Origin of the sequence: Mesorhizobium sp. M1182, assembly GCF_040318335.1 — a bacterium.
Lineage (GTDB): Bacteria > Pseudomonadota > Alphaproteobacteria > Rhizobiales > Rhizobiaceae > Mesorhizobium.
Genome location: NZ_JAMYMD010000056.1, coordinates 1 through 26,408, shown reverse-complemented (window position 1 = coordinate 26,408; position 26,408 = coordinate 1). Strand labels below are relative to the sequence as shown.

Below are 26,408 nucleotides of genomic sequence, written 5' to 3'. Positions count from 1 at the left end.
AGGGCATGCGCCCCTTTAAGCCAGATGCTGAGCTCGAAAATCTGATGGATGCGGCGTTCGTCTACTGCTTTCACAAAATTCACCTTGCGATCGACAACAGCGGAAACGAGAAACGATGGATGCAGCTCTAACCCACTGGATCAACGCGGCAGCCGGGATCAGCCCTTTTCTTGATAAGGCAATGATCGCCGTCTCACAAATCGGCGTTCCGCTGATGGTGCTGGCTGTTGCCCTGCAATGGTGGGCAAAGGCCGACCGCTACCATGTGCGCCATGCTGCCTTGTCCGCCGGCTTGGCGTTCCTGCTCGGTCTGGCGATCAATCAGTTCATTTTGCTATTCGTCCACCGGCTGCGGCCCTACGATGCCGGCGTGACGCATCTGCTGATTGCGCCCAGCGCCGACTGGTCGTTTCCCTCCGACCACGCGACAGCCAGCTTTGCGGTTGTTGCGGCTCTTGCAACGCAAGGTCTGCCGCGCCGGATGCTGGCCCTCTCCATCATGGCATTGCTGATCTGCTGGTCGAGAATTTATATCGGCACCCACTATCTCACCGACGTGATAGGCGGTGCCATCACTGGCGTCTTAGGTGCCGTTGTGGTCCGATTTGCCTATCGCGAGAACTCCCGACTGGACAGTCTGGTCACAAGAATTCTCTAGCTCCTTATGTGCCACGATGAGACGAGCAGCTATCATAGCGGTCCTGTCGCTTGCCTGCGTCTCTGTCGTGCTCGCCGCCGCCCATTCGGGTCGTGATGCGGTCATCCAGGCTCGCCAGGCCTCGATGAAGGAAATGGCCCAGGCCGCAAAGACGATAGCCGGGATGTTCGACGGCAAGCAGGCGTACGACGCCGCGGCCTTCAAGGCGGCGGCCGAGACCATCCGCGCCCGCACCGGCCCTGCCCTGATTGCCGAATTCCCCAGCGCGACATTGGGCGCGCCTTCAGGCGCCAGGCCGGATATCGACCCCGCCCGCGCGGAGTTCGAAGAGCTGGCTCGCCACATCGGGACGCTGGCCAGCGCCTTGGCCTCCGACGCCGAGCGGGCGCCGCCGCGCATCACCGACGACATGAGAATGGGTTCCGGCCTGGCGATGGGCGGTGGCAGCCTGCTTGGCAAGCGACCATCACTCGCGGAAGCCGATCCCACTAAATTGCCGGCGGAGCACCTCCTGCATCTCATCTTGCAGGATTGCTCGAGCTGCCATTCGAAGTTTAGGCAAAAGGTCGAGTGATAGCGTCAGCTTCGCTGCAGCTGACCCGCCATGAAATTGCGCCAGCCGCCGAAATGCGAAATCTCCTTTGCATCGGTGAGACCGGCACTTTCGACGAGAAAGCCCTTCGGCGAAGTTCCGTCGTCAAGCACAAGCGTCCCGATGCCGAGCGGCGGCGGGATCGCGGCAACAAAACGGCCGAAGGCTTGCGGCGAGAGCCGCCAGACTTCGACCTCGATCGCTGTCCCCTTGCCGTTGCAGATCCGTTCGAGCCCCGGTCGCGGCACCGACTGGCCGGCGAGCGCGTAAAGCCGGTAGAGCGGCGCCGTTCTTGCAGCCCGGGCGAAAATCGCGCCGAGCTGCTGCAGCTGGCCGTTCAGCGCCATCCCCGACAGATGCGCGCCGACCACGGCCAGCTCGATCGTGCCTTCATCCACGCCCGCCAGAACATCGCCGCGCTGCGGCTGCGGCCAGCCGATAGCACCAAGCGCAAGGCCGCTTGCCGCATGGACATCGCGCGCAAGCGACGCAGTCAGGTGGTCCTTGCCCGCCGCGGCAAGCAAGGTGACGCTCATCGGCAGACCGTCGCTGCGGGTTCCGCTCGGCACGGCAATGCCGCACATGTCGAGCAGATTGACGAAGTTGGTGTAGGTGCCGAGCCGGCTGTTGGTGACGATGGGATCGGCCAGCACCGCTTCGACTGTGTAGTGCGTCGGCGCGGTCGGCACGCAGAAAACGTCGACCGAGGCGATGACCGGCGCAAGCCTGGCCTTATAGCCTTGCAGGGCATAGAGCCCCTTGAAAGCGTCCGCAGCGGAAAGTTTTCGCGCACCGCCGATGATCTGCCGCGTCACCGGATGCATGGCGGCCTCGTTGGCATCCATGAAGTCCCTGATCGCGGCGTAACGCTCGGCCACCCAGGCGCCTTCGTAGAGCAGAGTGGCGGTGGCGTAGAAATCACCGAACGGGATTTCGACCAGCCGGCAGCCCAGCGTCTCCAGCGAGGCAAGAGCGGCCTCGAAACCCGCCTGCATCGCCTCGTCGCCGAAGAAGGTCCAGTCCGCCCTGGCCGGCACGCCGACAGTCAGCACCGGCGGGCGCGCGGCAAGAGCCTGAATGCAGAGGTCACGCGAATAGGGATCGGCGTCGTCCTTTGCCGCCGCCGCCTCGAACACGTGATAGGCGTCATCGACGGTGAGCGCGAAGACCGAGACGCAGTCGAGCGTCCGGCAGGCCGGCACGACGCCGGCGGCTGATAGCGCGCCGACGCTCGGCTTCAGCCCGACGATGTTGTTGAGGCCGGCGGGTATGCGCCCCGAACCGGCGGTATCGGTGCCGAGCGCGAAGGAGACGATGCCGCGCGCCGTCGCCACGGCCGAGCCGCACGAGGAACCGCCCGGCACCAGTTTCGGGTCGATCGCATTCCTCGGGATTGGATAGGGCGTGCGAACGCCGACCAGGCCGGTGGCGAACTGGTCGAGATTGGTCTTGCCGACAACCAGCGCGCCGGCGGCCTTGAGCCGCGCGACGACGGTGGCGTCTTTCGCCGGCAAGTAGGCATATTCCGCACAACCCGCCGTGGTCGGCATGCCGGCAACATCGATGTTGTCTTTGACCGCGAACGGCACGCCCCACAGCGGCTTTGCCGCGGGATCGAACGGGCCGAGCTTTTCCGCCTCGGCAAGCAACTCCGCCCTGCTCGCCAGATGGATGAAGATGCCGGGGTCATCGGCCGCCGCGAGCCGCGCATGGACCATATCGATCACCTCGCCAATGCTGACGCCGGCCTGATAGGCAACGTGCAGGCTCGCTATGTCGAAGCGGATGTCGCTCATTTGGCCTCGCCCAGAATGACTACCGGCAGGTTCCACTGGATGAGTACGACGCAGCCATCCTTGGTCCACACCGAATGCTCGGTTCCGACCGGGTTCAGGATCACGCTGCCCGCGGCATGATCGCCGTTCTCGTCGCTCTGCGTGCCTTCCAGCACGATGATCGTCTCCAGCCCGGCATGGCGATGACGCGGCACGCTGGCGCCAGCCCGGTAGTTCAGGATGGCGACCGACGGTTCCATCGGCCCACCCTTGAGCAGCCAATGCACTGTGATGCCTTCGCGAAAATGCTCGAATGGCAGATCACGCCAGCCCCCTTGGATGAGAGCCGCGTATGCGACGTTAGGCATTGGAAAGTCCCTCGAGCACCTGGTCCGTCGTTGCCGTCCAGCCGACGATGGCGCCCTGCGCCCTGATCATGGCAAGGGCTGCCGCCTTGAACTCCGGAAAATAGCTCTCAGTGGCATCCTCCGCCAGAAGGCATTCATAGCCGCGGTCGTTGGCCTCGCGCATCGTCGTCTGCACACAGACCTCCGTCGTCACCCCGGCAAAGACTAGCTGCTGTGCGCCGAGCCGCTTGAGGTCGTCGCCGAAGCTGGTGGCATAGAACGCGCCCTTGCCGGGTTTTTCGATGACGATCTCGCCAGGCAGTGGGGCAAGTTCATCGAGGATCGCCGTTCCCGGCTCCCCGACGATCAGCACACGACCCATTGGCCCGACATCGCCGATCCTGATCGACGGATTGCCGCGATTGCGCTTGGCCGGCGGCAGATCCGAAAGGTCTGCCTTGTGGCACTCCATCGTGTGGATCACCGGCAGGCCAGCGGCGCGAAACCCCGCGATCAGCCTCTTCACCGTCGGCACGATGGCCGTGACCCGGCTGACGTCATTACCGAGGCTGGCGCCGAAGCCGCCGGGTTCGGCAAAGTCGCGCTGCATGTCGATGACGACCAGCGCCATCGCCTCAGGCTTGAACACAAACGGAAACGGCAGTGCCTCGATCCCAGCCATCAGTGATGTCCCGCCATGTGCTCGCCGATCGTCTGCACGCTCGCCTGCGCGATCGGCGTCTCGTAGACCAGCGCGCCGTCCGACATGACGAAGATGCGGTCCGAGAGCTCGAGCAGCTCATCAAGGTCCTCCGACATAAGGAGCACGGCGGCACCGGCGTTGCGCGCCTTCATGATGCGGGCGCGGATTTCGGCGACGGCAGAGAAGTCGAGGCCGAAGCAGGGGTTCGACACGATGAGCAAATCGACCTCGCCGGTCAGTTCCCGCGCCAGCACCGCGCGCTGCACATTGCCGCCCGAGAGCGACGAAATCGGCGAAGCGAGCGATGCCGTCTTGACCTTGAACTGTTCGATCAGGCGGGCCGCGTAGTCACTGATCGCACTCATCCTGATCCAGTTGACCGGCTTGCCGGCCTCGTTGAGGTCGAAGGTCCGGAAGGCCATGTTTTCCGCCACCGTCATCTTCGGTGCGCAGGCATTGCGCAACGGCTCCTCCGGAATGAAGCGGACATTGAGCGTGCGCGCCTCGCTGCGGCTGGCGCCATAGGGCGAGCCTTTCACCAGAACGTCGCCGCCATTGCGCGCCCGCTGTCCGGCAAGGACTTCGAGAAACTCCTTCTGGCCGTTACCGGAGATGCCGGCAATGCCGACGATCTCACCCGACTTCACATCGAGTTCGCCGATGTCGATGGTTTTCAAGCCGGTGCGGTCGGGCGCCTTCAGCGACTTTACCGTCAGCACCTGTCTGGCGCCGGCCGGCACCGGGGCGCGGCTGTCGAGTGCGGCGATCGGTTGGTCGCCGATCATCATCGCCGCCATCTGCTTGTGGGAAAGTTCGGAGACCTTTCCGGTTCCGGTCAGCCTGCCCTTGCGCAGCACGGTGATATCGTCGGCAAAGGCCGTCACCTCGTGGAATTTATGCGAGATCATCAGCACGGTGAGGTCGCCGGTCCTGGTCATGTCGCGCACCAGGCCAAGCACTTCGTGTGCCTCGCCGGGAGTGAGCACCGAAGTCGGCTCGTCGAGCACCAGGAAACTGCGGCCGAGATAGAGCTGCTTGATGATTTCGAGCTTCTGCTTCTCGCCGGCGGCAAGTTCCGCCACCTTGACGTCGAGCGGCAGCTTGAACGGCATACGCTGCATGAATTGCGCAAGTGCGGCGCGCTCCTTGCGCCAGTCGATGACGCCCGGCACCTTCTCGCGCGAAATGACCAGGTTCTCCGCGCCGGTCAGCGACGGAACGAGCGTGAAATGCTGATAAACCATGCCGAGCCCGAGCGCCGACGCGTCCTTGGGACTGGCGATCGCGACCTCGCGGCCATCGACCAGCATGTCGCCGGCGGTCGGATGGTAAAAACCCATCATGCATTTGACCAGCGTCGACTTGCCGGCGCCGTTTTCGCCGAGCAGCGCGTGGAACGATCCCGCCGGCACCTTGATCGAGACATCGTCCAGCGCGGTGAAAGCGCCGAAGCGCATGGTCATGCCGATGGTCTCGACGCCGACGGCCTTCTTCCCAGTGCTTCCGCTCAAGATCGCCTCCTCACGGCAGTTGCGCGACGAAGGATGCCGAATTCGACACCGCGCCGAACACCCCGCCCTGCATCTTGATCATCTTGATCGCGGCGAGATGATTGCCGTAGTCGGTTGCCCCGCAGCAATCCTCCAGCATCACGCATTCGAAGCCGCGATCGTTGGCCTCGCGCATCGTCGTGTGGACGCAGACGTCGGTGGTGATGCCGGTCAGCACGATGTTGTCGATGCCGCGCTGGCGCAGGATCAGCTCGAGGTCGGTGGCGCAGAACGAGCCCTTGCCCGGCTTGTCGATGATCGGTTCGCCCGCCGCCGGATAGAGGTCGGGGATGATGTCCCAGCCGGGTTCGCCGCGCACCAGGATGCGCCCGCAAGGTCCGGGGTCGCCGATGCCGGCATTGATGCGGCGCGAACGCCAGCGCTTGTTGGCCGGCAGGTCGGCGAGATCGGGCCGGTGGCCCTCGCGCGTGTGGATTATGGTGTAGCTCTTGGCCCGCATGGCTGCGAGCACCGACTTGATCGGCTCGATCGGTGCCCGCACCAGCGAAAGATCGTAGCCCATATGATCGACATAGCCGCCCGGCCCGCAGAAATCGGTCTGCATGTCGATGATGATCAGTGCCGTATTGTCCGGCCGGAGCTCGCCATTATAAGGCCATGGATAAGGGTCGGCGTCGATGTAGCGCTGGGTGATCTCGGCTCTGGCGTTCATCGGAAAAACTCCAGTCATTTGGTGATCGACAATTCGCCCGGCGCGCCGGCAAGCGAGCGGCTCGGCGACGAGGTGGCGATCATGATGATGAGCGTGAGGATGTAAGGCGCGGCGTAGAAGAGGTAGTAGCCCTGCGTGACCCCGACCGATTGCAACGCCGGGCCCAGCGCGCCCGCACCGCCGAACAACAGTGCCGCGGCAAAGCAGCCGAGCGGATTCCAGCGGGCGAAGATGACCAGCGCCACCGCCATCAGGCCCTGCCCCGACGAGATGCGTTCGGTCCAGCTGCCGGGATAATAGAGCGACAGATAGGCGCCGCCGATGCCAGCAAGCGCACCGCCGACACCTGTCGCAAGCAGGCGCACGGTGTTGGGATTGAGGCCCATGGCGCGCGCCGCATCGGAGCTGTCGCCGACGACGCGCACGATCAGGCCGGCGCGGGTGTTGCGGAACGCCCACCATAGGAACACGGCAAGTGCGGCACCAATCAGGAACAGGATGTTGACGTTGAGCGCCGCCTGCACCTGCGGGAGATCCGACCAGCCACCGAAGGCGATGGCCGGCAGGTCTGGTGCCGAGGGCTGGATAAACGGCTTGCCGAAGAAGAAGGCGAGACCGGAGCCGAACAGCATCAGCGCGATGCCGATGGCGATGTCGTTCACCCCGCGGAATTTGCAGATCCAGCCATGGAACAGGCCGAAGCAAAGACCGGCACCTGCGGCAGCCAGCAGACCGAGCCATGGCGAGCCGGTCATCACTGCGACCGCATAGGCGGTCATCGCACCGAAGACCAGCGTGCCTTCGAGGCCAAGATTGATGCGGCCGGAGCGCTCGGTGATGGCTTCGCCGAGCGAGACGAAGATGAAGGGCGTCGAAACGCGGATGGCGCCGCCGAGAATGGCGAGCGGCACGCCCCACAGGCCGATCTCGGTCGCGTCCATCAGGAGCCCCTCTTCCACAGATCGGGATTGAAGACCTTGAAGCGGCCGTAAAAGGTTTCGCTGAACAGGATGACGACGAAGAGCATGCCTTGCAGCACCAGCACGGTCGCGTCGGGCAGGTCCATGCGGCGCTGGATCAGCCCGCCAGAAGCGCCGATACCGCCGAGCAGGAAAGCGACCGGGATGATGGCGAGCGGATTGTGGCGGGCGAGGAAGGCGACGAGGATGCCGGTATAGCCATAGCCGGCGGCGAGCGAGGCGTTGGCGCTGCCTTGAACGGCGCCGACCTCCAGCATGCCGGCCAGCCCGGCGAAGCCGCCGGCGAGCCCGGTGAAGCCGACGATCAGCGGCCCGACGGCAAGCCCTTGCACCTGAGCTGCCCTGACATTGCCGCCGGCGATGCGGGCGGCAAACCCCCAGCGCGTCTTTTCGATCAACAGCCAGGACAAGACGCAGGCGAGAATGCCGACGACCAGGCCCCAGTGCACGTCCATGCCTGGAATGTTGCCGATGCGGTAGGCATCCGCCAGCGGCTCGGTCGAGGGTTTGTTGAGCGAAGTCGGATCGCGCAGAGGCCCTTCGACCAGATGGTTCATCAGCGCGATGGCGATATAGGCCATCAGCAGACTGGAGATGGTTTCGTTGACGGCGCGGTAGTGGCGGAGTGCGCCGACGGCACCGATCCAGATGCCGCCGGCGACCGCGCCCGCCACGCCCATCAGCAGGATGACCAGAAAAGCCGGCGCGCCATTCGCCGCGACGCCGATGGCGGCGGCGGCAACGCCGCCCAGCACGATCGCGCCTTCGCCGCCGATGACGACGAGGCCGAGCCGGGCCGGCAGCGCCACGCAGAGCGCTGCCAGCAAAAGCGGTGCTGCCCGTGACAGCGAGTTCTGGATCGAGAACCACGAGCCGAAGCCGCCGCGCCACATCGTCTCGTAGAGTTGCACCGGCGATTTGCCGACCAGCGCGATGAACACGCTGAACAGCGCCATGCCGACGATCAGTGCCGCGAGCGGTATGACGAAGGCTTCCGCCCGCCGCGCCGCCCATTCGAGCGCCGCCGGATAATTCCTGGCGCCAAACAGCGCCGGTGCGCCCGCAGTGCTGATCGTGTCTGCCATGGCCCCGTCTCCGATCCGGTTCAGGCGGTCGAACCGACGACGCCCTCGACCAGGTAGTCCATGCTTTCGAGTTCGAGCGCGGTCTCGGCGAAGGCCTGGCCTTCGGTCGCGACGACGACGCCCTTGTTGCTCTTCAGCGGACCCTTGATGACGGAAAAGCCGCCTTTCATCATTTCGGCCAGCGTGCCGTCGAACTGTTTGCGGGCGGCGTCGCCGACGGCGGGGCCGAGCGGGCTCATCTTGACGAAGCCGTCGGCCAAGCCACCGCGTGTGAAATTGGGCAGCGGCGTGCCCGCCACCAGATCGTCGACGAACATCTTGTAGACCTTGGCCCAGTTCCATTCCGCGCCGGTCAGGTATTTTTCCGGCGCCAGCGGGCTCTGGTTGGCATGATAGCCGCAGACGAAGGCGCCACGGCCGGCCGCCGTCTCGACCACCACCTTGGGGCTGTCGACATGGCAGGTGATGACGTCGGCGCCCTGGTCGACCAGCGCATTGGTGGCCTCGGCCTCCTTGACCGCCAGCGACCACTCGCCGGTGAAGATCACCTGGCAGGTGATGGTCGGGTCGACCGAGCGCGCGCCGAGCAGGAAGGAATTGATGTTGAGCAACACCTGCGGGATCGGCTTTGCCGCGACGAAGCCGAGTTTCTTGGTTTTGCTGGTGTGACCGGCGACGACGCCGTTCAGATACTGGCCCATGCCGATATAGCCGAAATAGGAACCGGCATTCATCGGATGCTTTTCCTTGTTCCACATGCCACCGCAATGGCGGAACTGCACGTCGGGGAATTTCGCGCACATGGCGAGCATGTGCGGATCGAAATAGCCGAACGAGGTCGGGAAGATCAGCGACGCACCGTCGAGATTGATCATCGATTCCATCGTCTTCTGGACGTCGACCGTCTCCGGCACGTTCTCCTCCTCGACGACGGAAATTCCTTCGATCCCCTTCAGCGTGGCGGCGCCTTCGGCATGCGCCTGGTTGTAGCCGTAATCGTCCTTTGGCCCGACATAGATGAAGCCGACGGTGGCCGTCGCGGCGAAGGCCCTGCTGATCGGAAACGATGCGGACGCAAGGCCGAGCGCCGCTCCGGCGGCGGAGGTCTTGAGCAGGTCGCGGCGGCTAAGCATGAATCTCTCGGACATTGAATGCTCCCTCTGTGGGGCCTTTGGGGCCGGTTAACACCTCAATGAAAGAAGTGTATGCAATCAGCATGCCAGTTTCAGAAATAGGATTTATTCAGCAATATCAATGAGTGTGCCGATGTGGACTGCACAAAGCCGGAGCAATTGCATACACTTTTTGCCTTCAAAATCGCCAATTTGACATGAAGGCTAAAACATAGGCATACAGAGATGCGGAGGAATCGAAGCCGGTGAGTGGCTTACGGCTCTAGCGAAAAGACTGGACGGAGGAGACGTGTCGGGAAAGCGCAATTTGATCAGGTCGGGCACGACCGTCGATCAGATGGTGAGGGCGATCAGCGACCGGATCATCACCGGTTTCCTGCGCCCGGGCGAAAAGCTCGATGAGGCCTCGCTCGCGGCCCGCTTCGACGTCTCACGCACGCCGATCAGGGAAGCGCTCAGCCGGCTCAGCGCCATGGGGCTGGTCGAAAGGCGGCCGAACCGCGGCGCCACCGTCGCCGTGGTGACGCAGGAGCACCTCGCCTCGATGTTCGAAAGCATGGCCGAGCTTGAAGCGATCTGCGCGAGGTTCTCGGCCGAGCGCATGACCGCTGGCGAGCGCCGCACGCTGGAGGCCGAGCACCAGGCCTCGGCGCGCTTCGTGCAGCTCGGTGCCGAAGAAGAGTATGAGCTTTTCAACACCGAGTTCCACACCCGGCTCTATCGCGGCGCCCACAGCAAGCACATTTATGAACTGACAGTCATGACCCGCGGCCGCCTGGCGCCGTTCCGCCGCGCGCAATTCATGCTGCCCGGCCGGCTGGCCCAGTCGTGGCAGGAGCATGACGCCGTCGTCACCGCAATCATGCGCGGCGACAGTGCGGCGGCCGGAACAGCCGCCAAGGATCATGTCTCGATCGTCAGCGAGGCGAGCGCCGTCTTTGCCATCGGCGATCGTCCCAAAGGCAGGACCGAGCCGTTCCCGACATCGGCTTCCTAACCGTCAATCGACCAGCACGGCGACCACGGCAGCGCAGTCGCCGGCCTTGACCAGCCCCGGAAAATGCCGCGCCGCCAACAGACCGGACATTTTGGCCCGGATCTCCTGCGGAGCGCCGCCGGTGCGGCCTATGGAATGGATACGTGCCAGCACCTGGTTCTCTGCCACCGCCTCGCCGAGATCGATCATGGTTTCGATCATCCCGTCGTCCTCGGCGAACGAGAAGCAATCGCCGGACGGCATGTCGAGCCAGCGGGTTGGCTGCATCTCGACCGCGCCGGCGACGATGCCGGCATGGCGCAGCACATTGAGCACGCCGCAACGTGCGATCCGCACCGTTTCCGCGCGCGAAGTCCCGCCGCCGCCAAGCTCGGTGGTGATGAACAGCTTGCCCATCTCTTCGGCGGCAGTGTCGAACATGCCGACCGCGTCGATCTCCAGCATTTTCATCGACCATGGTGCGGAGAAGGCTTCAACCGCAGCGAAACCCTTCGCTTCCAGCACCTTGTCGGGCCGGATGTGGGCGGCGCAGAACGGCACGAAGTCGAGCGTCTTGCCGCCGGAGTGGAAGTCGAGCGCGATGTCTGTACGGGGCAGAAGCTCGCGCTGGAAATAATCGGCGATCTTCTCGGTCACCGTCCCGTCGGGCCGGCCGGGAAAGCTGCGGTTGAGATTGCCCTTGTCGATCGGCGAGGTGCGCGTGCCGGCGCGGAACGCCGGATAGTTCATCGCCGGCACGATGATGATCGTGCCGCTGACTTGCTTCGGGTCGAGCGTACGGGCGAGGTCATAGAGCGCCAGCGGCCCCTCGTACTCGTCGCCATGATTGCCGCCGGTGAGCAATGCGCTCGGCCCCTTGCCGTTGCGGATGACGCAGATCGGGATCATCACCGATCCCCAGGCCGAATCGTCGCGGCTGTAAGGCAGGCGCAGGAAACCGTGCTGCACGCCGTCGCGCTCGAAATCGACGGTCGGCGTGATCGGTGACGGGCGAAGGCTGGACATCGGGCTCAATTCTTCACGACCAGTTTGCGCGGCACATTCGCCAGGCACTCGACGCCCGTCTCGGTGATCAGGATGGATTCGGTGATTTCCAGCCCCATCGTCTCAAGCCACAAGCCGGTCATGAAATGGAAGGTCATACCGGGCTTCAACTCGGTGCGGTCGCCTGGACGCAGGCTCATCGTGCGCTCGCCCCAGTCAGGCGGATAGGAAAGCCCGATCGGGTACCCGGTGCGGTTGTCCTTGACGATGCCGTACCGCTTCAGCACCGCGAAGAAGGCGTTGGCGATGTCCTCGCATGTGTTGCCGGGGTTGGCGGCCGCAAGTCCCGCCTCCATGCCTTCCAGCGTCGCCTTTTCGGCATCGAGGAATTCCTGCGTCGGTTTACCAAGGAACACAGTCCGGGAAAGCGGACAATGGTAGCGGTTGTAGCAGCCGGCAATTTCGAAAAAAGTGCCCTCGCCCGACTTCATCGGCCTGTCGTCCCAGGTCAGATGCGGCGCCGATGCGTCGGCGCCCGACGGCAGCAGCGGCACGATCGCCGGATAGTCGCCGCCAATGCCATCGACGCCGCGCGTGCCGGCATCATAGATCTCGGCGACCAGGTCGCATTTGCGCATGCCGACCTCGATCTTGTCGACAATGCGCTCGTGCATTGCCTCGACGATGCGGGCGGCTTTGCGCATGTAGTCGATTTCGGTCGGGCTCTTCACTGCGCGCTGCCAGTTGACGAGTGCCGTGGCGTCGACGAAGCGGGCATTGGGCAGATGTCTCTGCAGAGACGCGAAGGCTGCGGCGGAGAACCAATAATTGTCCATCTCGACACCGATGCTGAGCTTGCCCCAGCCGCGATCGGCGAGCACCTGCGAGAGAAAATCCATCGGATGGCGCTCGGTCGACTGCACATAGTGGTCGGCATAGCCGATGATGTTGTCGTGCGCGAGATAGGCGGTGCGCTTGGCGCCGTTGGCGTCCTGGCCGCGCCCGTACCACACCGGCTCGCCCGACGGCGGCACGATGACAGCCTGGTGCACGTAGAACGACCAGCCGTCATAGCCGGTCAGCCAGGCCATGTTGGACGGGTCGCTGACGATCAATAGATCGACGCCCTTGACCTGCATGGCTTTCCGCGTCTTGGCGAGGCGCTCCGCATATTCGCCGCGCGAGAATTTCAAATTGGGCTGCATTGTTCTTGGTCCTCGTTTGTTGGGCCTTGCGGCCAGCATCAGCTTTCGAAAATCGTACCGGTCTTGGCTGCACGCGCACGGTCGCGGGCGAGCGTAGCGATCGCCGTGTCCTGCACGCCAGTGCCGGTCAGGTCGGCAATGGTGATGTCGCTGTCCGAGCGCCGGCCATGCCTTTCGCCGGCGATGATGTGGCCAAGCTCGGTGATTTCGGCATCGGACGCCATCACGCCCGCCGCGATAGCATGGTGCAGTTCGCCCAGCCGGCGCGTCTGTTTGGCGCTATCGGCGACGTAGAGATCGGCCATGCGCAGGATCGCCGGCGCGATCTCGTTCTTGTGCTCGGCATCCGAGCCCATGGCAGTGATATGCTGGCCGGCGGAGACGAAGCCGGCCTTGATCAGCGGCTCGGTCGACGGCGTCGTGGTGACGATGATGTCGGCATCGGCCGCAGCCTTTGCCGCGTCGGGCTCGGCGTGAACGGCGATGCCCAGTTTTTCGGACAATGCGTCGGCCGCGGCTTCGGCCTTGGCGGCATCCCTTGCCCAGATGCGGGCTTCCGTGATTGGCCGCACCAGCATCAGCGCCTCGAGCTGCAGTCCGGCCTGAACACCGGCGCCGAAGATCGCGGCAACGGAGGAACCCGCCCGCGACAGATGTTTGGCGGCGACCGCACCGGCGGCGGCCGTGCGGATGTCGGTGAGATAGCCATTGTCGAGCAGCAGCGCCTCGACCAATCCGGTTTTCGCCGACAGCAGCACCATCATGCCGTTGACGCTGGGCAGGCCGAGCTTGGGATTATCGAAAAAGCCGGGGCTGATCTTGATCGCAAAACCGTCGACACCCGGTACATAGGCGGTCTTGACGTCGACCTCGCCGCGATGCTCCGGAATGTCGAGCCGAAGGATCGGCGGCATCGCCACCGGCAAGGTGGCGAGCGCCCGGAACGCATTCTCGACGCAGGCGATGGCATCGAGATCGAGCTTCACGATCTTGCGCAATTCAGCTTCGGTGAGGATCGTCATCCGGCTCATGCTGCGCTCTCCGCAATTGCTTCGCCGCAGATGATCTTGCGGTGCAGTGTCATATCGATGTTGCGGCCGGACAGCACGAGCACCGTCGGGCCGCTCGCCCTGACCTTGCCGGCAAGCACGGCTGCGATGCCGACGGCGCCGGCGCCTTCGACGATCTCGCGCTCCTGTTCATAGGCATGGCGGATGCCGGTGGCGATCTCGTCCTCGCTGAGCAGGATCACATCGTCGAGCAGGTCGCGGCACATGGAAAAGGTCAGCCGGTTGTCGAGGCCTATGCCGCCGCCGAGGGAATCGGCCAGCGTCGGCAGTTCCTCGACCAAAACCGGATGTCCGGCGTCGAGGCTCGCCTTCATCGCCGCACCGCGCGCCATTGAAACGCCCATCACCTTCGTCGCCGGGCTGACGCCCTTCACGGCAGCGGCAACGCCAGCCGCCAGCCCACCGCCGGAAAGCGGCACCAGCACCAAGGCGGCGTCCGGAACCTGTTCGATGATCTCCAGCCCGAGCGTGCCTTGCCCGGCGACAATGGAGGGATGGTCGAAAGGCGGCAGCATGATCAGCCCCTCTTCCGCGACCAGCCGTTCGACCTCCCGCTGCGCATCGTCCTGGCTGTTGCCGACGATGCGGATCTCGGCGCCGAGCCGGCGGATCTCGTCGAGCTTGTTCTGCGGCACCAGCCGCGACATGCAGATCGTCGCGTGGATACCTTGCAGTCGAGCGGCATAAGCCAGCGCCCGGCCGTGATTGCCGGTCGAGGCAGCGACGACGCCACGCGCCCTCTCCTCTTCTGTCAGCGAGGCGATTGCGTTCGAGGCACCACGCAGCTTGAAGGCGCCGGTGGTCTGCCGGTGTTCGAGCTTGAGATAAACAGGAGCGTCCAAGTGCTGGGAAAGACTCCGGGAAGGAACGGTCGGCGTACGCTCGACCTTGCCTGCGATGCGCTCGCGCGCGGCGTGGATTTCGGACAGGCTTATCCTGGACGTGGTCATGGCTCATCAATCAGTTCAGCGGCAGCGTCATCAGACGGCCGAATTCAGGGCGCGGCTCGTCGTCGTCGCAAAGCCGCAGGCAATTCCAGGCCGTCGCCTGGTTGCTGGTGACGACAGGACGGCCGATGGCTTCTTCCATACCGACAACTGCCGCCGCGGACCGCAGTGCCGTGCAGGAGACAAACAGCGCGTCCGAGTGTTCGGCCGTCGCCTCGCGAGCCAGATCGACCAAGGATTTCGGCGCAATCCGCGCCATCTCGCGATCATCCTCGAAGCCGAGGCAAGTGAAGCTGACGATTTCGAAACCATGCACGGTGAAATAGGTCGCCATCGGCCGGCTGGTCTCGACCGTATAAGGGGTAAGAATGCTGATCGTCCTGGCGCCCAGCGCCTTCAGGCCGCGCACCCCGGCCATCGGCGGCGTAACCACCGGCGCACCGGGTTTCGCGGCCTGCACCGCCGCCTCGATTTCGGCATCGCGGATCACGACGGAAGCTGAGGTGCAGGAATAGCAGATCGCATCGAGCGGCTCGTCGGGCAGGATCAGGGCCGCGGCCGCCGTCAGTGACGGCTGCATCTTGCGCAAATTGTCCGGCGTCGTCGGGTTGGCGTAGGGGATGCGTGCGACATAGACCCCGATGCGGTCGCTTGCCACCATGCGGTGAAAATCCGGTTCGCTCGTATGGTCGGTGGCAAGGATGATCAGGCCGACCCGCTTTTCCAGCGGACGCGCGTCGAGCGGCGGCCGGGCCGAATGCAGGCGGATTTCGGGTGCAGCGCTCATCTTTCGATCCGCCCATAACGGTGTTCCAGCCAGCGCAGCAGCACCACCGAGAACAGGCTGATGGCGAGGAAGAAGGCGCCGACCAACGTGATCGGTTCGATATACCGATAATAGGTATTGGCGACGCTCTTGGCCTGGTTCATCAGTTCGAGCACGGTGATCGCCGACAGCAGCGGCGTCTCTTTGAACATGGCGATGAAATAATTGGCAAGCGCCGGGATCATCGGCGGGATCGCCTGCGGAATGATGATGTGCGTCCAGGTCTGGGTGGCGTTCAGATTGCAGGCCTTGGCCGCTTCCCACTGGCCGCGCGGAACATTATCGATGCCGGCGCGGTAGACCTCGGCCGTGTAAGTGCCGTAATGCAGCCCGAGACCGATAACGCCCGCGACCAGCGGCGGCAACAGGACGCCGAAATCCGGCAGCACGTAGAAGATGAAATAGAGCTGCACCAACAGCGGTGTGCCACGGATGAACTCGGCAAGGAAACCGACGGTGCGCGACAGAGCCCTGTTCGGCGACCGGCGCGCCAACGCGATGCCCAACCCAACGATGGCCGCCAGCACCGAGCCAAGCAGCGTCGCCAGGATGGTGATCTTCACCCCCTCGATCAGCGTCGGCAGGATCTGCCGGACAAAATCCCAATCCCATTCCATTATCAGGCCCGGTCCATCATACGCGCACCCCGTCGAGGCCACGAGCCATGCGGCGTTCCAGCGACCGCACGCCCCATGAGATGAGCAGCGCCAGGACGAAATAGATGACGAGGATGGTGCTGAACGGCACCAGAGTATTGCCGGTCTGCGAGCGCACCACCTGCGCCTGGAAGGTCAGGTCGGCGAGCGAGATCAGCGAAACGACGGCGGTGGCCTTGAGCAATTCAATGGCGTTGTTGCCGAAGGTTGGCAGCATCACCAGAAGCGCCTGCGGCAAGATGATATGGTGCATGGCTTGCCAGCGGCCGAGATTGAGGGCGGTGCAGGCCTCATATTGTTCGCGGCCGATAGACTTGATGGCGCCACGCACCACTTCCGCCGCATAGGCGCCGACATTGAGGCCCAGCGCCAGCACCCCGGCCTGCAGCGGCGTCAACGAAATGCCGGCAAAAGGCAGCACGAAATAAGCCCAGAACAGCTGCACGAAAATCGAGGTGCCGCGGAAGAACTCGATATAGGCGGTGGCCAGCGCGCGTAGCACGAAAAACCGCGACAGCCGCCCCAGCCCGGCAAGAAAGGCCATGACCAAGGCCAGCACCGACCCCATCAGCGTCAGCTCGATGGTGACAAGCGCTCCTTGCAATATCAGGCCGAAATAGCCGGACCATTGGGTCATTGGGTCGAAAGTTTCCGCGTTGAATGTCTAGCGACACGTTGCTTCCAGCGTCCTTCTCCCGGTTCACGGGGAGAAGATACCGGCAGGCAGATGGGGGGCAGCGCGAACCAACCGGAGTATGGCGCCGCCCCTCATCCGGCCCTTCGGGCCACCTTCTCCCCGTGAAAGGGGAGAAGGAAGAACGCACCTACTTCGCCGAGCAGAGCTTGTCGCGGCTCGTCGACATTGCCGCCGCCGCCGAGAAGCCGTAAGGCTCGATGATCTTGGCGAACTCGCCGGACTTCTTCAGTTTCGCCAGCTCGACATCATAGGCGTCGCGCAGCGCTTCGTCGCCCTTCTTGAAGGCCGCGCCGTCGCAATAGACCGGCGCACCGATCACCGGCGCGATGACTTCGAGGTTCGGATCATTGGCTTTCTTGACCAGGTCGTTGATCGACAGCACGGGCAGCGAATAAGCATCGATGCGGCCGTCCTGCAGCATTTTCAGGCCGCTCTGGCCGTCCGGCACGACGATGACGCGCTCGCGCGGCACACCTGCGGTGAGCGCCAGCTTCTCTTCAGTGCCGCCACCCGGCGCGCCGATCGTGGCGCTCGCGTCCTTCGCGACGTCCTCGTAGCTCTTGAAGCCCTTCGGGTTGCCCTTCTTCACCAGCATCGCCTCGGCGTCGCACAGCACCGGTTCCGAATAGGCGACCGCAGCACAACGTTCCGGCTTCATGAACAATCCGGCGGTGACGACGTCGAAACGGCCGGCCTGCAAGCCGGGGATCATGGCGCCATATTCCGAGATCGAGGCGACGATATCGTTGACGCCAAGGCGTTTGAAGATTTCACGGGCAACGTCAGGCGCCGCACCCGAAACCTTGCCGTCGGCAGCGACCGCCGTATAGGGCGGCTCGTTGGCGATGGCGACGCGGGCAAAGCCTTGCGCCTTAAGCTCTTCGAGCTTGCTGTCGTCGGCCGAGCCGGCCGTCGAGGCGGCCAGCACCGCCGTCAGCGCAATACCGGCGACGCCGGCCAAAATGGCAAATTTCTTCATTGTTCCCAACTCCTTGTTTGTCTGTCTTCTTGGCTTGCTTGAGGCGTTGCCGCCTCGCATGGCAGTCAGACCCGATGTCCGGCCGCAATGATCTTCTTCAGGAAACCTTGCGTGCGCTCCTGTTTGGGATGGCGGAAAATCTCGTCGGGCTTGCCCTCCTCGACTATTCTGCCGCGATCGAAGAACAGCACCCGGTCGGCGAAGTCATGGGCGAAACCCATCTCGTGGGTGACCAGCAGCATGGTCATGTCGGTCTCGGCGGCGAGCTTGCGCATGACGTTGAGCACCTCGTCGACGAGCTCAGGGTCGAGCGCCGAGGTGACCTCGTCGAACAGCATGATTTTCGGCGACAGCGCCAGCGCCCGCGCAATCGCGACGCGCTGCTTCTGGCCGCCTGAAAGCTGCGCCGGCATCGCTTTGGCCTTCTCGACCATGCCGACCATGTCGAGCAGTTCCATCGCCCGCTTTTCGGCGGCGGCCCGCGGCACGCCTTTGGTCAGCATTGGTGCCAGCGTCACATTGTCGATGACGCATTTGTGCGGAAACAGATTGAACAGTTGGAAGACCATGCCGATCTTCTGGCGCATCTTTGCCAAATGCCGTTCATCGGCCGTCAGTAGCCGGCCGTTGCGCTCCATGTGGTACAGCTGTTCGCCGTCGACTTGGATGTGGCCGCTGTCGATACGCTCTAGCGTCATCAGGATGCGCAGGATCGTCGTCTTGCCCGAACCCGACGGGCCGATCAGTGCCAGCTTCTCGCCGGGCATGACTTGCATCGAGAGGCCGTCCAGCACCTTGAAGGTGCCGAAGCTTTTCGAAATGCCGTCGATCTTGATGATGGGCGCCGACAATGAATTTCCCGTGCTGGAGAAGCTATGCCTTTAACGATGCGGATCGCGGCAAATCATGTCAATCAAGAAAATAATATCATGACAATATTCCGAACTCCGCACAATTCCCCGCCATTTGTTGCCTAGATGGCAAGCAGGAGATGCTCGGGATCGCCGAGCAGAAGCTTGGTGACAACGCCGAGACCGGCACGCAGTTCCCCCTCCGTGGTCGAGCCCAGCGAAATCCGGACAGCGGGATGCCAAGGCATCTGCGAAATGCGAAACGACGTACCGGGCGCAATCGCCACGCCCTGCAGGCGCGCCTGGGACACAAAGCTTTCCTCGCCGCGATCCTCGGGCAGCCGCAGCCAGACATGCAGCCCGTCGCGATGAGCCCGATAATCCACTCCGGCAAGCACCTCGGCGGCTATGTCCAGACGCCGCCGCAAAGCCAGGCGCTGCCATCGCACGAGTTCCATCGCGGTGCCGTCGGTCACCCATTTGGTGGCGATCTCGGCCACCAACGGCGTCGCCATCCAGTTCGAGACGAGATGGCGATTGGCGACCGCGGCGACGTAACGATCGGGCGCCGCGAGATAGCCGATGCGCAGGCCCGGCACCACGATCTTGGTAAAGGAGGTGACGTAGAGCGTGCGCTCGGGGGCAAACGCCGCGACCGGCGGCGGACGGTCCTCGACCAGCGGGCCGAGCACGTCGTTTTCGATAATGGCGATGTCGTGCCTGCGCGCCACCGCAGCGATCTGCTCGCGCCGGGCGGCATCCATCAGCGTTGCCGTCGGGTTGATCACCGAGGGCTGCACGAACACGGCGCGGATGTCCGACAGCCGACAGGCCTCGTCCAGCGCTTCCGGGATCAGCCCATTGTCGTCGATCGGCAAACCCTCGAGGTTGAAGCCGAGATAACGCGCCAGCGGGATCAGCGTGTGGTGACCGATCGCCTCGGTGGCGACGGTCGAACCGGGCGGCGCTACGCTCATCAGCGCTACCGTCATACCGGCGGTGGCGCCGTTGGTCAGGCTGATGTTCTGCGGCGACGCGTCGAGGCCGCAGAGCCGCAGCCACTCGACACCCACCGCACGGTGGCGTGGGAACACCATGTTCGGCCTGAACGACAGCGCCGAGCTCGACGGCAGGTTTTCGGCGAGCCAGCCCAGTGCCTGCCTCAGCCGCTCCAGATGCATCGGTTCGCAGACCGGCTTCAGGATGGAGAGGTCGATGAGCTCGCCCAGCCGCTCCGGCAGATAGGGCGGCTCCGGCTCGCGGCGCTGCGTCTGCACGAAGCTGCCGCGGCCGACCTCGCCGGAAACCAGCCCGCGGCGGATCAATTCCTCGTAGGCGCGGCTGACCGTCTGCACGGAAAGTTGCAGATCGTCGGCCAGTTGCCGGTGCGTCGGCAAGCGCGCGCCATTGGCCAGGCGCCCGTCATGAATGGCGCGCGCGAACTGGTCGGCGAGCGATTGATAGGCCGGCCGCCGGATAAGAGCGGGATCTGGTCGCCAAAATGTCATGACTTATTAGAGATCGAAATCAGTGCAATTGACAATCGAAATAATGCGCCGTCATGGTGTCCGGCACCGGAAGTGGGCGATCATGGCTGCAGCGAAACTCGATCCGATCGATCTGAAAATACTCGACGCCATCCAGCGCGACGGGCGCATCACCAAGCTGGCGCTGGCCGAGAAAGTCGGCCTGTCGCCGACGCCGTGCTGGATGCGGCTGCGCAAGCTGGAAAAGGCCGGCATCGTCTCGGGCTACCATGCCAGGATCGCCATGCGCGCCATCTCGCCGGTCGCTACCGTGCTGATGGAGGTGACGCTTGCCAGCCACCGCCAGGCCGATTTCGACCGTTTCGAGCGCGTCATCCGCGACATTCCCGAGATCGTCGCCTGCTGGTCTGTCGGCGGCGGCGTCGATTACCTGCTGAAGGTGATGGCGCGCGACATCGACGCCTATCAGCGGCTGGTCGACACTCTGCTCGAACGCGAGATCGGCATCGACCGCTATTTCACATATATCGTCACCAAGACGGTGAAGGAGGAGAGTGTGCTGCCGGTGGCGGACCTGTTGCCGGCATCTTCCTGATACCGGAGAGATCGTCTGCGCGCTCGGTGCAATAGAGACAATCTCTCTACGTGCAGGCACGCAAACAGCCTCTCTGTTTGCGCGGCAGAGATAGTCTTGCGGCATCACCCGAACCGGGAGCCCGACGATGTCCGCACATTTTGCCCGCTCGCAGCGCCATGAAGCACTTGACCGCCTCGCCGACCGACGGCTGCTGCGCGAACTCGCCTATGTCGCTGGCCACTGGACGGCGAGCGAGACCGCGGAGAGTTTCGAGGTGACCGATCCGGCCACCGGATCCACCGTCGCTTTCGTTGCCGCGCTCGATGCCCGGCAGACGACATTGGCGATCGATGCGGCATCGCGCGCCTTTCCTGCCTGGCGCGCATTGCTGCCGCAGGAACGGTCGAAAATCTTGCGAAAATGGTTCGATCTGATCGTGGCCGCCAAAAATGACCTGGCCCTGCTGATGACGCTCGAACAAGGCAAGCCGCTGAAGGAATCGCGCGGCGAGATCGACTACGCAGCCTCTTTTGTCGAGTGGTATGCCGAGGAGGCCAAACGTCTCAACGCCGAAAGCGTCACCAGCCATTTGCCAAATGCCGAGATGGTGGTGCGACGCGAACCGCTCGGTGTCGTCGGCGTCGTCACGCCGTGGAATTTTCCAGCGGCCATGCTGACCCGCAAGGCGGCTGCCGCCCTTGCCGCCGGCTGCACCATCGTCGCGCATCCTTCCTCGGAAACGCCGCTGTCGGCACTGGCGCTGGCCGAGCTTGGCGAACGTGCCGGCCTGCCGGCTGGCGTGTTCAACGTCCTCACCGGCAGGGCTTCGACCATCGTCGGGCGGATGTGCGAAGACCCGCGCGTTCGCGCCATGAGCTTCACCGGCTCGACCGAGATCGGCAGGCTGATTGCCGCGCAAAGTGCGCCGACGATGAAGCGTCTGGTGATGGAACTTGGCGGGCATGCGCCGCTGATCGTCTTTGCCGACGCCGATCTCGACAAGGCGGTGAGAATAGCCGTCGACGCCAAATTTGCCACCTCCGGCCAGGACTGCCTCGCCGCCAACCGCATCTATGTCCAGCGTCCGCTCTACGATCGGTTCTGCGCTGCTTTCGCCAAACGCGTCGAGGCATTGCGGACCGGCAATGGCCTCGCTGAGGACACCGAAATCGGACCCTTGATGCACGAACGCGGCGTCAAGAAGGTCGAGGAGCAGGTGGCCGATGCGCTCGCCAAAGGCGCGCGTTGCCTGACCGGCGGCAAGCGCCATCCTGCCGGGCCGCTGTTCTACCAGCCGACGCTGCTGGCCGATGTTGACGACGACGCCCTGATCATGCGCGAGGAGACCTTCGGTCCGGTTGCGGCCGTGACGCCCTTCGACAGCGAAGAGGAAGTCGCCGCCCGCGCCAATGCCACCGAGTACGGCCTGGTCGCCTATGTCGTCACTGAAAACGGCGGCCGGCAATTGCGCATGGGCCGCGCGCTCGACTATGGCATGGTCGCCATCAATCGCGTCAGGATCACCGGCGCGCCGATCCCGTTCGGCGGCGTCAAGCAGTCCGGCATCGGCCGGGAGGGCTCGCGTCACGGGCTCGAAGCCTTTACCGATCTCAAATATCTCTGCCTGGACGTGGCCTAGAACCGCGCCCGACACTTTTCCTCAGGAGTAAAAAGATGCTCGACCAGTCAAACGAACTCGCCGCCTGGGACCGCGATCACTTCTTCCATCCCTCGACCCATATGGGCACGCATGCACGGGGTGAATCGCCGACCCGCATCATCGCCGGCGGCGAAGGCGTCACCATCTGGGACAATAACGGTCGCAAGAGCATCGATGCTTTCGCCGGCCTCTACTGCGTCAATGTCGGCTATGGCCGTCAGAAGATCGCCGACGCCATCGCCGCACAGGCCAAGAACCTCGCCTATTATCACGCCTATGTCGGGCACGGCACCGAGGCATCGATCACGCTTTCCAAGATGATCATCGACCGCGCGCCGCAGGGCATGTCGAGGGTCTATTTCGGGCTCTCCGGTTCCGACGCCAACGAAACCAACATCAAGCTGATCTGGTACTACAACAACGTGCTCGGCCGGCCGGAGAAGAAGAAAATCATCTCGCGCTGGCGCGGTTATCACGGCTCCGGCATCATGACCGGATCGCTGACCGGCCTCGACCTGTTCCACAACGCCTTCGACCTGCCGCGTGCGCCGGTCCTGCACACCGAGGCGCCCTACTACTTCCGCCGTGCCGACCGCTCGCTGAGCGAGGAGCAGTTTTCGCAATACTGTGCCGACAAGCTCGAGGAGATGATTCTCGCCGAAGGGCCGGAGACGGTCGCCGCGTTCATCGGTGAGCCTATCCTCGGCACCGGCGGCATCGTGCCGCCGCCGGCCGGCTACTGGGAGAAGATCCAGGCGGTGCTGAAGAAATACGACGTGCTTCTGGTTGCCGACGAGGTCGTCACCGGCTTCGGCCGGCTGGGCACCATGTTCGGCTCCGACCACTACGGCATCAAGCCCGACCTGATCACGATCGCCAAGGGCCTGACCTCGGCCTATGCGCCGCTGTCGGGCGTCATCGTGTCAGACAAGGTCTGGCAGGTGCTGGTGCAGGGTTCAGACAAGCTCGGCTCGCTCGGTCATGGCTGGACCTATTCGGCGCATCCGATCTGCGTCGCCGCCGGCGTCGCCAACCTGGAACTGATCGACGAGATGGACCTGGTGCGGAACGCCGGCGAGACCGGCGCCTATTTCCGCGCCGAGCTGACGAAAGCCGTCGGCGGCCACAAAAACGTCGGCGAGGTGCGCGGCGACGGCATGCTGGCGGCGATCGAGTTCGTCGCCGACAAGAACGATCGCGTATTCTTCGACGCCTCGCATAAAATCGGGCCGCAGGTCGCGACCACCCTTGCGGCAAGCGGCGTCATCGGCCGGGCCATGCCGCAGGGCGACATTCTCGGTTTCGCGCCGCCGCTCTGCCTGACGCGGCAAGAGGCCGATATCGTCGTGTCGAGGACGGCCGACGCGGTGAAGAGCGTGTTTGCAAATATCTGAAGAGCCGACATGAATGCCATGACCAAGACCCTCCCCGCCACCATGGCCGCCGTGCAACTGATCGGGCACGGCGGACCGGAAAAGCTCGTCTACCGCACCGACGTGAAAGTGCCCTCGCCCGCCCGGGGCGAGGTGCTGGTCAAGGTCACCGCTTGCGGCATGAACAACACCGACGTCTGGGTGCGCCAGGGCGCCTATGGAACGGAGGAGGATGCCGCCGCTGTGTCGACCTGGCGTCGTCGGGGCAATACGCTGAGCTTCCCGCGCATCCAGGGCACCGACACGGTCGGCAACATCATTGCCGTCGGCGACGGCGTCTCGCCGACCCGCATCGGCGAGCGGGTGATGGTCGATTTCTCCATCTACAATCGCGACGACGATTCACTCGCCGACATCGACTATATGGGCCACGGCCGCGACGGCGGCTATGCCGAATATCAGGCGGTGCCGGCAGAGAATGCCCATGTCGTCGATACCGATCTCAGCGATGTCGAGCTCGCCACTTTCTGCTGCGCCTATCTCACCGGCGAACAGATGCTGGAACGCGCAGCATTGAAGGCCGGTGAGCGCGTGCTGGTCACCGGCGCCTCGGGCGGCGTCGGCTCGGGCATCGTGCAGTTGGCGCGGGCACGCGGCGCCATTCCCTATGCGGTTGCCGGCAAGGGCAAGGAACAGGCCGTGCGTGACATCGGCGCCGAGGCGGTGATCACCCGTGGCGTGGCCGACCTGCCGGCAGCCGTGAACGAGGCGACCGGCGGGCGGCCAATCGATGTGGTCGCCGACCTGGTCGGCGGCGCGATCTTCAACGACCTCCTGCGCATCTTGAGGCCGGAAGGCCGCTATACCACGGCCGGCGCGATTGCCGGCCCGGTCGTGCAGCTCGATCTGCGCACCATGTACCTGAAACAGCTGCAACTGCATGGCTCAAGCCAGGGCACACGCGCGGATTTCCGCCGCATCGTGCGCTACATCGAGGACAAGAAGATCCGGCCGCTGGTCGGCGGCGTCTACAAGCTGTCCGATTTCCATCGCGCCCAGGCCGATTTCATCGCCAAGGATTTCGTTGGCAAGCTGGTCGTCGTGCCGGATGCGTCGCCAAAATAGCGCGTCGACCAAAAACGCCTATGACAGGCTCGGGCCGTTCGCGGACGCGGTGAGGTCGAGCGCCACATCCAAGCAGCGTTTTCGTGATGGCTTTGTTTATCTGAATGAGCAAAACCCATTCTGATTTGGCTGCACGCCGGCAACAAGGATTCCTGACCCTCTCCTGCGGTGTTATAGGTTTTCGCGATTTCTTATAACTCCCGCTTGCGTCCCTTGAGGTCATGCCGCTATAAGAGAACCGCATTTTTCTTATAACCGGAGCCGCCTGACATGAAGACGGTCGACCTCGTTTACCGCACGATGTATGCGGAACTCGTCCAGCGATCCTTGGACGCAGTCTTCGAAACGGATTTCCCTACGACGGGCAATCTCGTCAAGGTGCCCGTCAAGGGCAAGGTATACTGGTATTTCGAGGAAACGCAGCCGACGAAGACGCGACGGTATGTCGGGCCTGACAGCGATCCCGAGATTGCAAAACGCGTTGAATCCTTCCGTCAGATCAAGGACGACCTCCGCGCCCGCAGGAAGCTGGTATCCACGCTCGTGCGCGAGGCAGGGCTGACAGAACCCGAAAGGTTCACCGGGGATGTCGTCGAGGCGCTGGGGAAGGCTGGCATCTTCCGCTTACGCGGCGTCCTGGTCGGCACAGTCGCCTTTCAGTCCTACGCGGGCTATCTGGGCGTGAAGCTGCCCGGTGCAGCGTTGCAGACGGGCGATGCAGACTTCGCCCTATTCCATTCCGTGTCGGCCGCGGTCGAGGACAGCCTGCCGCCCATCCTCGAAATCTTGAGGGAGATCGACCCAACCTTCAGGGAAATCCCTTACAGATCAGATCCCGGACACGCGACGCAATTCGAGAACGCAGTCCGATACAAGGTCGAGTTCCTTACACCGAACACGGGCAGCGATGACTACGCCGATCATGCAACCTCGATGCCGCCTTTGGGCGGTGCATCCGCGCAGCCTCTTCGGTTTCTCGATTTCCTGATCCACGAACCAATCAGAACTGTGCTGCTGCATCGATCGGGAGTGCCTGTCGTGGTACCGTCGCCCGGACGATATGCGGTTCACAAGCTGATCGTTGCCTCGCGCCGACAGAACAACGCAAACGGCGTGGGCAAGCGGGAAAAGGATGTCCACCAGGCAGCACTTCTGGTCGAGGCACTGAAAGCTACCCGTCGCCAGGACGATCTCGCCATCGCGTTTTCGGAAGCGTGGGACAGGGGGAAACATTGGCGTGAAGCGATACAAAAAGGACTTGGCTTGATTCCCCAGAAACAGCGTGGCGACGTCGAGGCGACGATCGTCAACGCACTTTCAGGAATCGGCGAGGAACTGGAAGGATTCAGCGGCTCATCTGCGAAAACAAAGCACGGAGACTAAACGGCAGCAACAGGTGGATAGTGTTGAAGAAGTCGGCGATGAAGCCGTGGATCCACTCGCACCGAAGCGTCTTGATTAAGGTCGACGCGACCTCC

General features: G+C 63.7%; 26 protein-coding genes. 8 read left to right on the top strand and 18 right to left on the bottom strand.

The window, feature by feature from the left end; translation table 11 throughout:
* Nucleotides 1-214: 214 nt before the first annotated feature.
* Both NKH33_RS32235 and NKH33_RS32230 read left to right on the top strand, forming a co-directional pair.
* Nucleotides 215-658 (top strand): phosphatase PAP2 family protein, encoded by a 444-nt coding sequence (locus NKH33_RS32235; RefSeq protein WP_502906789.1) that lies wholly within the window; start codon nucleotides 215-217, stop codon nucleotides 656-658.
* 16 nt (nucleotides 659-674) lie between these two features.
* Entirely contained in the window at nucleotides 675-1,232 is a 558-nt protein-coding gene (locus NKH33_RS32230; RefSeq protein WP_352473247.1) for a cytochrome c, read from the top strand.
* 5 nt (nucleotides 1,233-1,237) lie between these two features.
* Here the strand turns inward: NKH33_RS32230 and atzF are convergent, their stop codons facing one another.
* The 8 genes from atzF to NKH33_RS32190 are packed head-to-tail and all read right to left on the bottom strand — an operon-like array spanning nucleotide 1,238 to nucleotide 9,511.
* The gene (atzF, locus tag NKH33_RS32225; protein WP_352822796.1) at nucleotides 1,238-3,046 is read right to left on the bottom strand and encodes an allophanate hydrolase; all 1,809 of its coding nucleotides are present in this window, start codon (nucleotides 3,044-3,046) and stop codon (nucleotides 1,238-1,240) included.
* Nucleotides 3,043-3,393, bottom strand: a complete 351-nt coding sequence (locus NKH33_RS32220; protein WP_352501326.1) for a cupin domain-containing protein — start codon at nucleotides 3,391-3,393, stop codon at nucleotides 3,043-3,045. Before NKH33_RS32220 ends, atzF begins: the two co-directional genes overlap by 4 nt.
* Entirely contained in the window at nucleotides 3,386-4,054 is a 669-nt protein-coding gene (locus tag NKH33_RS32215; protein WP_352822799.1) for a cysteine hydrolase family protein, read from the bottom strand. Before NKH33_RS32215 ends, NKH33_RS32220 begins: the two co-directional genes overlap by 8 nt.
* Nucleotides 4,054-5,538: an ABC transporter ATP-binding protein gene (locus NKH33_RS32210; protein ID WP_502896441.1), complete on the bottom strand. Its 1,485-nt coding sequence runs from the start codon at nucleotides 5,536-5,538 to the stop codon at nucleotides 4,054-4,056. The genes NKH33_RS32215 and NKH33_RS32210 overlap by 1 nt, the downstream gene beginning before the upstream one ends.
* Nucleotides 5,539-5,596: 58 nt before the next feature.
* Entirely contained in the window at nucleotides 5,597-6,298 is a 702-nt protein-coding gene (gene biuH / locus NKH33_RS32205) for a biuret amidohydrolase (protein ID WP_352923549.1), read from the bottom strand.
* A 14-nt stretch (nucleotides 6,299-6,312) separates the two neighbouring features.
* Nucleotides 6,313-7,239, bottom strand: a complete 927-nt coding sequence (locus NKH33_RS32200; protein ID WP_352822807.1) for an ABC transporter permease — start codon at nucleotides 7,237-7,239, stop codon at nucleotides 6,313-6,315.
* Entirely contained in the window at nucleotides 7,239-8,363 is a 1,125-nt protein-coding gene (locus tag NKH33_RS32195) for an ABC transporter permease (RefSeq protein WP_352822810.1), read from the bottom strand. The genes NKH33_RS32200 and NKH33_RS32195 overlap by 1 nt, the downstream gene beginning before the upstream one ends.
* A 20-nt stretch (nucleotides 8,364-8,383) precedes the next feature.
* On the bottom strand, nucleotides 8,384-9,511 hold the full coding sequence (locus NKH33_RS32190) for a BMP family ABC transporter substrate-binding protein (protein WP_352923545.1): 1,128 nt from the start codon (nucleotides 9,509-9,511) through the stop codon (nucleotides 8,384-8,386).
* Nucleotides 9,512-9,833: 322 nt separating this feature from the next.
* Here NKH33_RS32190 and NKH33_RS32185 point away from each other — a divergent pair, with 322 nt between their 5' ends.
* Complete coding sequence (locus tag NKH33_RS32185) at nucleotides 9,834-10,493, top strand: GntR family transcriptional regulator (RefSeq protein WP_352923553.1); 660 nt, start codon at nucleotides 9,834-9,836, stop codon at nucleotides 10,491-10,493.
* A 3-nt stretch (nucleotides 10,494-10,496) separates the two neighbouring features.
* Here NKH33_RS32185 and doeB read toward each other — a convergent pair whose 3' ends face one another.
* From doeB to ehuR, 10 genes are all read right to left on the bottom strand, one after another.
* Nucleotides 10,497-11,498 carry a N(2)-acetyl-L-2,4-diaminobutanoate deacetylase DoeB gene (doeB, locus tag NKH33_RS32180; RefSeq protein WP_352923543.1) on the bottom strand — a complete coding sequence of 334 codons (1,002 nt, stop codon included), beginning with the start codon at nucleotides 11,496-11,498 and terminating at the stop codon, nucleotides 10,497-10,499.
* A gap of 5 nt (nucleotides 11,499-11,503) precedes the next feature.
* On the bottom strand, nucleotides 11,504-12,682 hold the full coding sequence (gene doeA, locus NKH33_RS32175) for an ectoine hydrolase DoeA (protein WP_352923540.1): 1,179 nt from the start codon (nucleotides 12,680-12,682) through the stop codon (nucleotides 11,504-11,506).
* Between the two features lie 38 nt (nucleotides 12,683-12,720).
* Complete coding sequence (locus NKH33_RS32170; protein WP_352923537.1) at nucleotides 12,721-13,713, bottom strand: cyclodeaminase; 993 nt, start codon at nucleotides 13,711-13,713, stop codon at nucleotides 12,721-12,723.
* Complete coding sequence (gene eutB, locus NKH33_RS32165; protein ID WP_352923534.1) at nucleotides 13,710-14,702, bottom strand: hydroxyectoine utilization dehydratase EutB; 993 nt, start codon at nucleotides 14,700-14,702, stop codon at nucleotides 13,710-13,712. The genes NKH33_RS32170 and eutB overlap by 4 nt, the downstream gene beginning before the upstream one ends.
* Nucleotides 14,703-14,712: 10 nt before the next feature.
* Nucleotides 14,713-15,486 (bottom strand): ectoine utilization protein EutA, encoded by a 774-nt coding sequence (gene eutA, locus NKH33_RS32160; protein ID WP_352923532.1) that lies wholly within the window; start codon nucleotides 15,484-15,486, stop codon nucleotides 14,713-14,715.
* Nucleotides 15,483-16,142 (bottom strand): ectoine/hydroxyectoine ABC transporter permease subunit EhuD, encoded by a 660-nt coding sequence (gene ehuD, locus NKH33_RS32155; RefSeq protein WP_352467665.1) that lies wholly within the window; start codon nucleotides 16,140-16,142, stop codon nucleotides 15,483-15,485. Before ehuD ends, eutA begins: the two co-directional genes overlap by 4 nt.
* Nucleotides 16,143-16,158: 16 nt before the next feature.
* Nucleotides 16,159-16,818 carry an ectoine/hydroxyectoine ABC transporter permease subunit EhuC gene (gene ehuC / locus NKH33_RS32150; protein WP_023677201.1) on the bottom strand — a complete coding sequence of 220 codons (660 nt, stop codon included), beginning with the start codon at nucleotides 16,816-16,818 and terminating at the stop codon, nucleotides 16,159-16,161.
* 187 nt (nucleotides 16,819-17,005) lie between these two features.
* Nucleotides 17,006-17,857 (bottom strand): ectoine/hydroxyectoine ABC transporter substrate-binding protein EhuB, encoded by an 852-nt coding sequence (ehuB, locus tag NKH33_RS32145; RefSeq protein WP_352923530.1) that lies wholly within the window; start codon nucleotides 17,855-17,857, stop codon nucleotides 17,006-17,008.
* Between the two features lie 65 nt (nucleotides 17,858-17,922).
* Nucleotides 17,923-18,708 (bottom strand): ectoine/hydroxyectoine ABC transporter ATP-binding protein EhuA, encoded by a 786-nt coding sequence (gene ehuA, locus NKH33_RS32140; protein WP_352683223.1) that lies wholly within the window; start codon nucleotides 18,706-18,708, stop codon nucleotides 17,923-17,925.
* 122 nt (nucleotides 18,709-18,830) lie between these two features.
* On the bottom strand, nucleotides 18,831-20,216 hold the full coding sequence (ehuR, locus tag NKH33_RS32135) for a MocR-like ectoine utilization transcription factor EhuR (RefSeq protein WP_352501338.1): 1,386 nt from the start codon (nucleotides 20,214-20,216) through the stop codon (nucleotides 18,831-18,833).
* Nucleotides 20,217-20,298: 82 nt separating this feature from the next.
* On the opposite strand from ehuR, the gene NKH33_RS32130 reads away from it, so the two are divergent.
* The 5 genes from NKH33_RS32130 (at nucleotide 20,299) to NKH33_RS32110 (ending at nucleotide 26,313) form a co-directional block, all read left to right on the top strand.
* Nucleotides 20,299-20,790 carry an Lrp/AsnC family transcriptional regulator gene (locus tag NKH33_RS32130; protein WP_352473224.1) on the top strand — a complete coding sequence of 164 codons (492 nt, stop codon included), beginning with the start codon at nucleotides 20,299-20,301 and terminating at the stop codon, nucleotides 20,788-20,790.
* 127 nt (nucleotides 20,791-20,917) lie between these two features.
* On the top strand, nucleotides 20,918-22,411 hold the full coding sequence (locus NKH33_RS32125; protein WP_352923525.1) for an NAD-dependent succinate-semialdehyde dehydrogenase: 1,494 nt from the start codon (nucleotides 20,918-20,920) through the stop codon (nucleotides 22,409-22,411).
* 35 nt (nucleotides 22,412-22,446) lie between these two features.
* Nucleotides 22,447-23,826, top strand: a complete 1,380-nt coding sequence (locus NKH33_RS32120) for an aspartate aminotransferase family protein (protein WP_352923522.1) — start codon at nucleotides 22,447-22,449, stop codon at nucleotides 23,824-23,826.
* Between the two features lie 9 nt (nucleotides 23,827-23,835).
* Nucleotides 23,836-24,930, top strand: a complete 1,095-nt coding sequence (locus NKH33_RS32115) for an alcohol dehydrogenase family protein (protein ID WP_352501341.1) — start codon at nucleotides 23,836-23,838, stop codon at nucleotides 24,928-24,930.
* Between the two features lie 270 nt (nucleotides 24,931-25,200).
* Nucleotides 25,201-26,313, top strand: a complete 1,113-nt coding sequence (locus NKH33_RS32110) for a nucleotidyltransferase family protein (protein WP_352923519.1) — start codon at nucleotides 25,201-25,203, stop codon at nucleotides 26,311-26,313.
* The last annotated feature ends 95 nt before the right edge of the window (nucleotides 26,314-26,408 follow it).

Excerpts from the sequence above, each read along its gene's own strand:
- ehuR (WP_352501338.1), bottom strand. The coding sequence starts at position 20,216 with ATGACATTTTGGCGACCAGATCCCGCTCTTATCCGGCGGCCGGCCTAT.
- NKH33_RS32120 (WP_352923522.1), top strand. The coding sequence starts at position 22,447 with ATGCTCGACCAGTCAAACGAACTCGCCGCCTGGGACCGCGATCACTTC.
- NKH33_RS32125 (WP_352923525.1), top strand. The coding sequence starts at position 20,918 with ATGTCCGCACATTTTGCCCGCTCGCAGCGCCATGAAGCACTTGACCGC.
- NKH33_RS32130 (WP_352473224.1), top strand. The coding sequence starts at position 20,299 with ATGGCTGCAGCGAAACTCGATCCGATCGATCTGAAAATACTCGACGCC.
- NKH33_RS32220 (WP_352501326.1), bottom strand. The coding sequence starts at position 3,393 with ATGCCTAACGTCGCATACGCGGCTCTCATCCAAGGGGGCTGGCGTGAT.
- ehuB (WP_352923530.1), bottom strand. The coding sequence starts at position 17,857 with ATGAAGAAATTTGCCATTTTGGCCGGCGTCGCCGGTATTGCGCTGACG.
- doeA (WP_352923540.1), bottom strand. The coding sequence starts at position 12,682 with ATGCAGCCCAATTTGAAATTCTCGCGCGGCGAATATGCGGAGCGCCTC.
- biuH (WP_352923549.1), bottom strand. The coding sequence starts at position 6,298 with ATGAACGCCAGAGCCGAGATCACCCAGCGCTACATCGACGCCGACCCT.
- doeB (WP_352923543.1), bottom strand. The coding sequence starts at position 11,498 with ATGTCCAGCCTTCGCCCGTCACCGATCACGCCGACCGTCGATTTCGAG.
- NKH33_RS32195 (WP_352822810.1), bottom strand. The coding sequence starts at position 8,363 with ATGGCAGACACGATCAGCACTGCGGGCGCACCGGCGCTGTTTGGCGCC.
- NKH33_RS32185 (WP_352923553.1), top strand. The coding sequence starts at position 9,834 with ATGGTGAGGGCGATCAGCGACCGGATCATCACCGGTTTCCTGCGCCCG.
- NKH33_RS32235 (WP_502906789.1), top strand. The coding sequence starts at position 215 with ATGGTGCTGGCTGTTGCCCTGCAATGGTGGGCAAAGGCCGACCGCTAC.
- NKH33_RS32215 (WP_352822799.1), bottom strand. The coding sequence starts at position 4,054 with ATGGCTGGGATCGAGGCACTGCCGTTTCCGTTTGTGTTCAAGCCTGAG.
- NKH33_RS32230 (WP_352473247.1), top strand. The coding sequence starts at position 675 with ATGAGACGAGCAGCTATCATAGCGGTCCTGTCGCTTGCCTGCGTCTCT.
- eutA (WP_352923532.1), bottom strand. The coding sequence starts at position 15,486 with ATGAGCGCTGCACCCGAAATCCGCCTGCATTCGGCCCGGCCGCCGCTC.
- NKH33_RS32190 (WP_352923545.1), bottom strand. The coding sequence starts at position 9,511 with ATGTCCGAGAGATTCATGCTTAGCCGCCGCGACCTGCTCAAGACCTCC.
- NKH33_RS32200 (WP_352822807.1), bottom strand. The coding sequence starts at position 7,239 with ATGGACGCGACCGAGATCGGCCTGTGGGGCGTGCCGCTCGCCATTCTC.
- ehuC (WP_023677201.1), bottom strand. The coding sequence starts at position 16,818 with ATGACCCAATGGTCCGGCTATTTCGGCCTGATATTGCAAGGAGCGCTT.
- eutB (WP_352923534.1), bottom strand. The coding sequence starts at position 14,702 with ATGACCACGTCCAGGATAAGCCTGTCCGAAATCCACGCCGCGCGCGAG.
- NKH33_RS32170 (WP_352923537.1), bottom strand. The coding sequence starts at position 13,713 with ATGAGCCGGATGACGATCCTCACCGAAGCTGAATTGCGCAAGATCGTG.
- NKH33_RS32115 (WP_352501341.1), top strand. The coding sequence starts at position 23,836 with ATGAATGCCATGACCAAGACCCTCCCCGCCACCATGGCCGCCGTGCAA.
- NKH33_RS32110 (WP_352923519.1), top strand. The coding sequence starts at position 25,201 with ATGAAGACGGTCGACCTCGTTTACCGCACGATGTATGCGGAACTCGTC.
- ehuD (WP_352467665.1), bottom strand. The coding sequence starts at position 16,142 with ATGGAATGGGATTGGGATTTTGTCCGGCAGATCCTGCCGACGCTGATC.
- atzF (WP_352822796.1), bottom strand. The coding sequence starts at position 3,046 with ATGAGCGACATCCGCTTCGACATAGCGAGCCTGCACGTTGCCTATCAG.
- NKH33_RS32210 (WP_502896441.1), bottom strand. The coding sequence starts at position 5,538 with ATGACCATGCGCTTCGGCGCTTTCACCGCGCTGGACGATGTCTCGATC.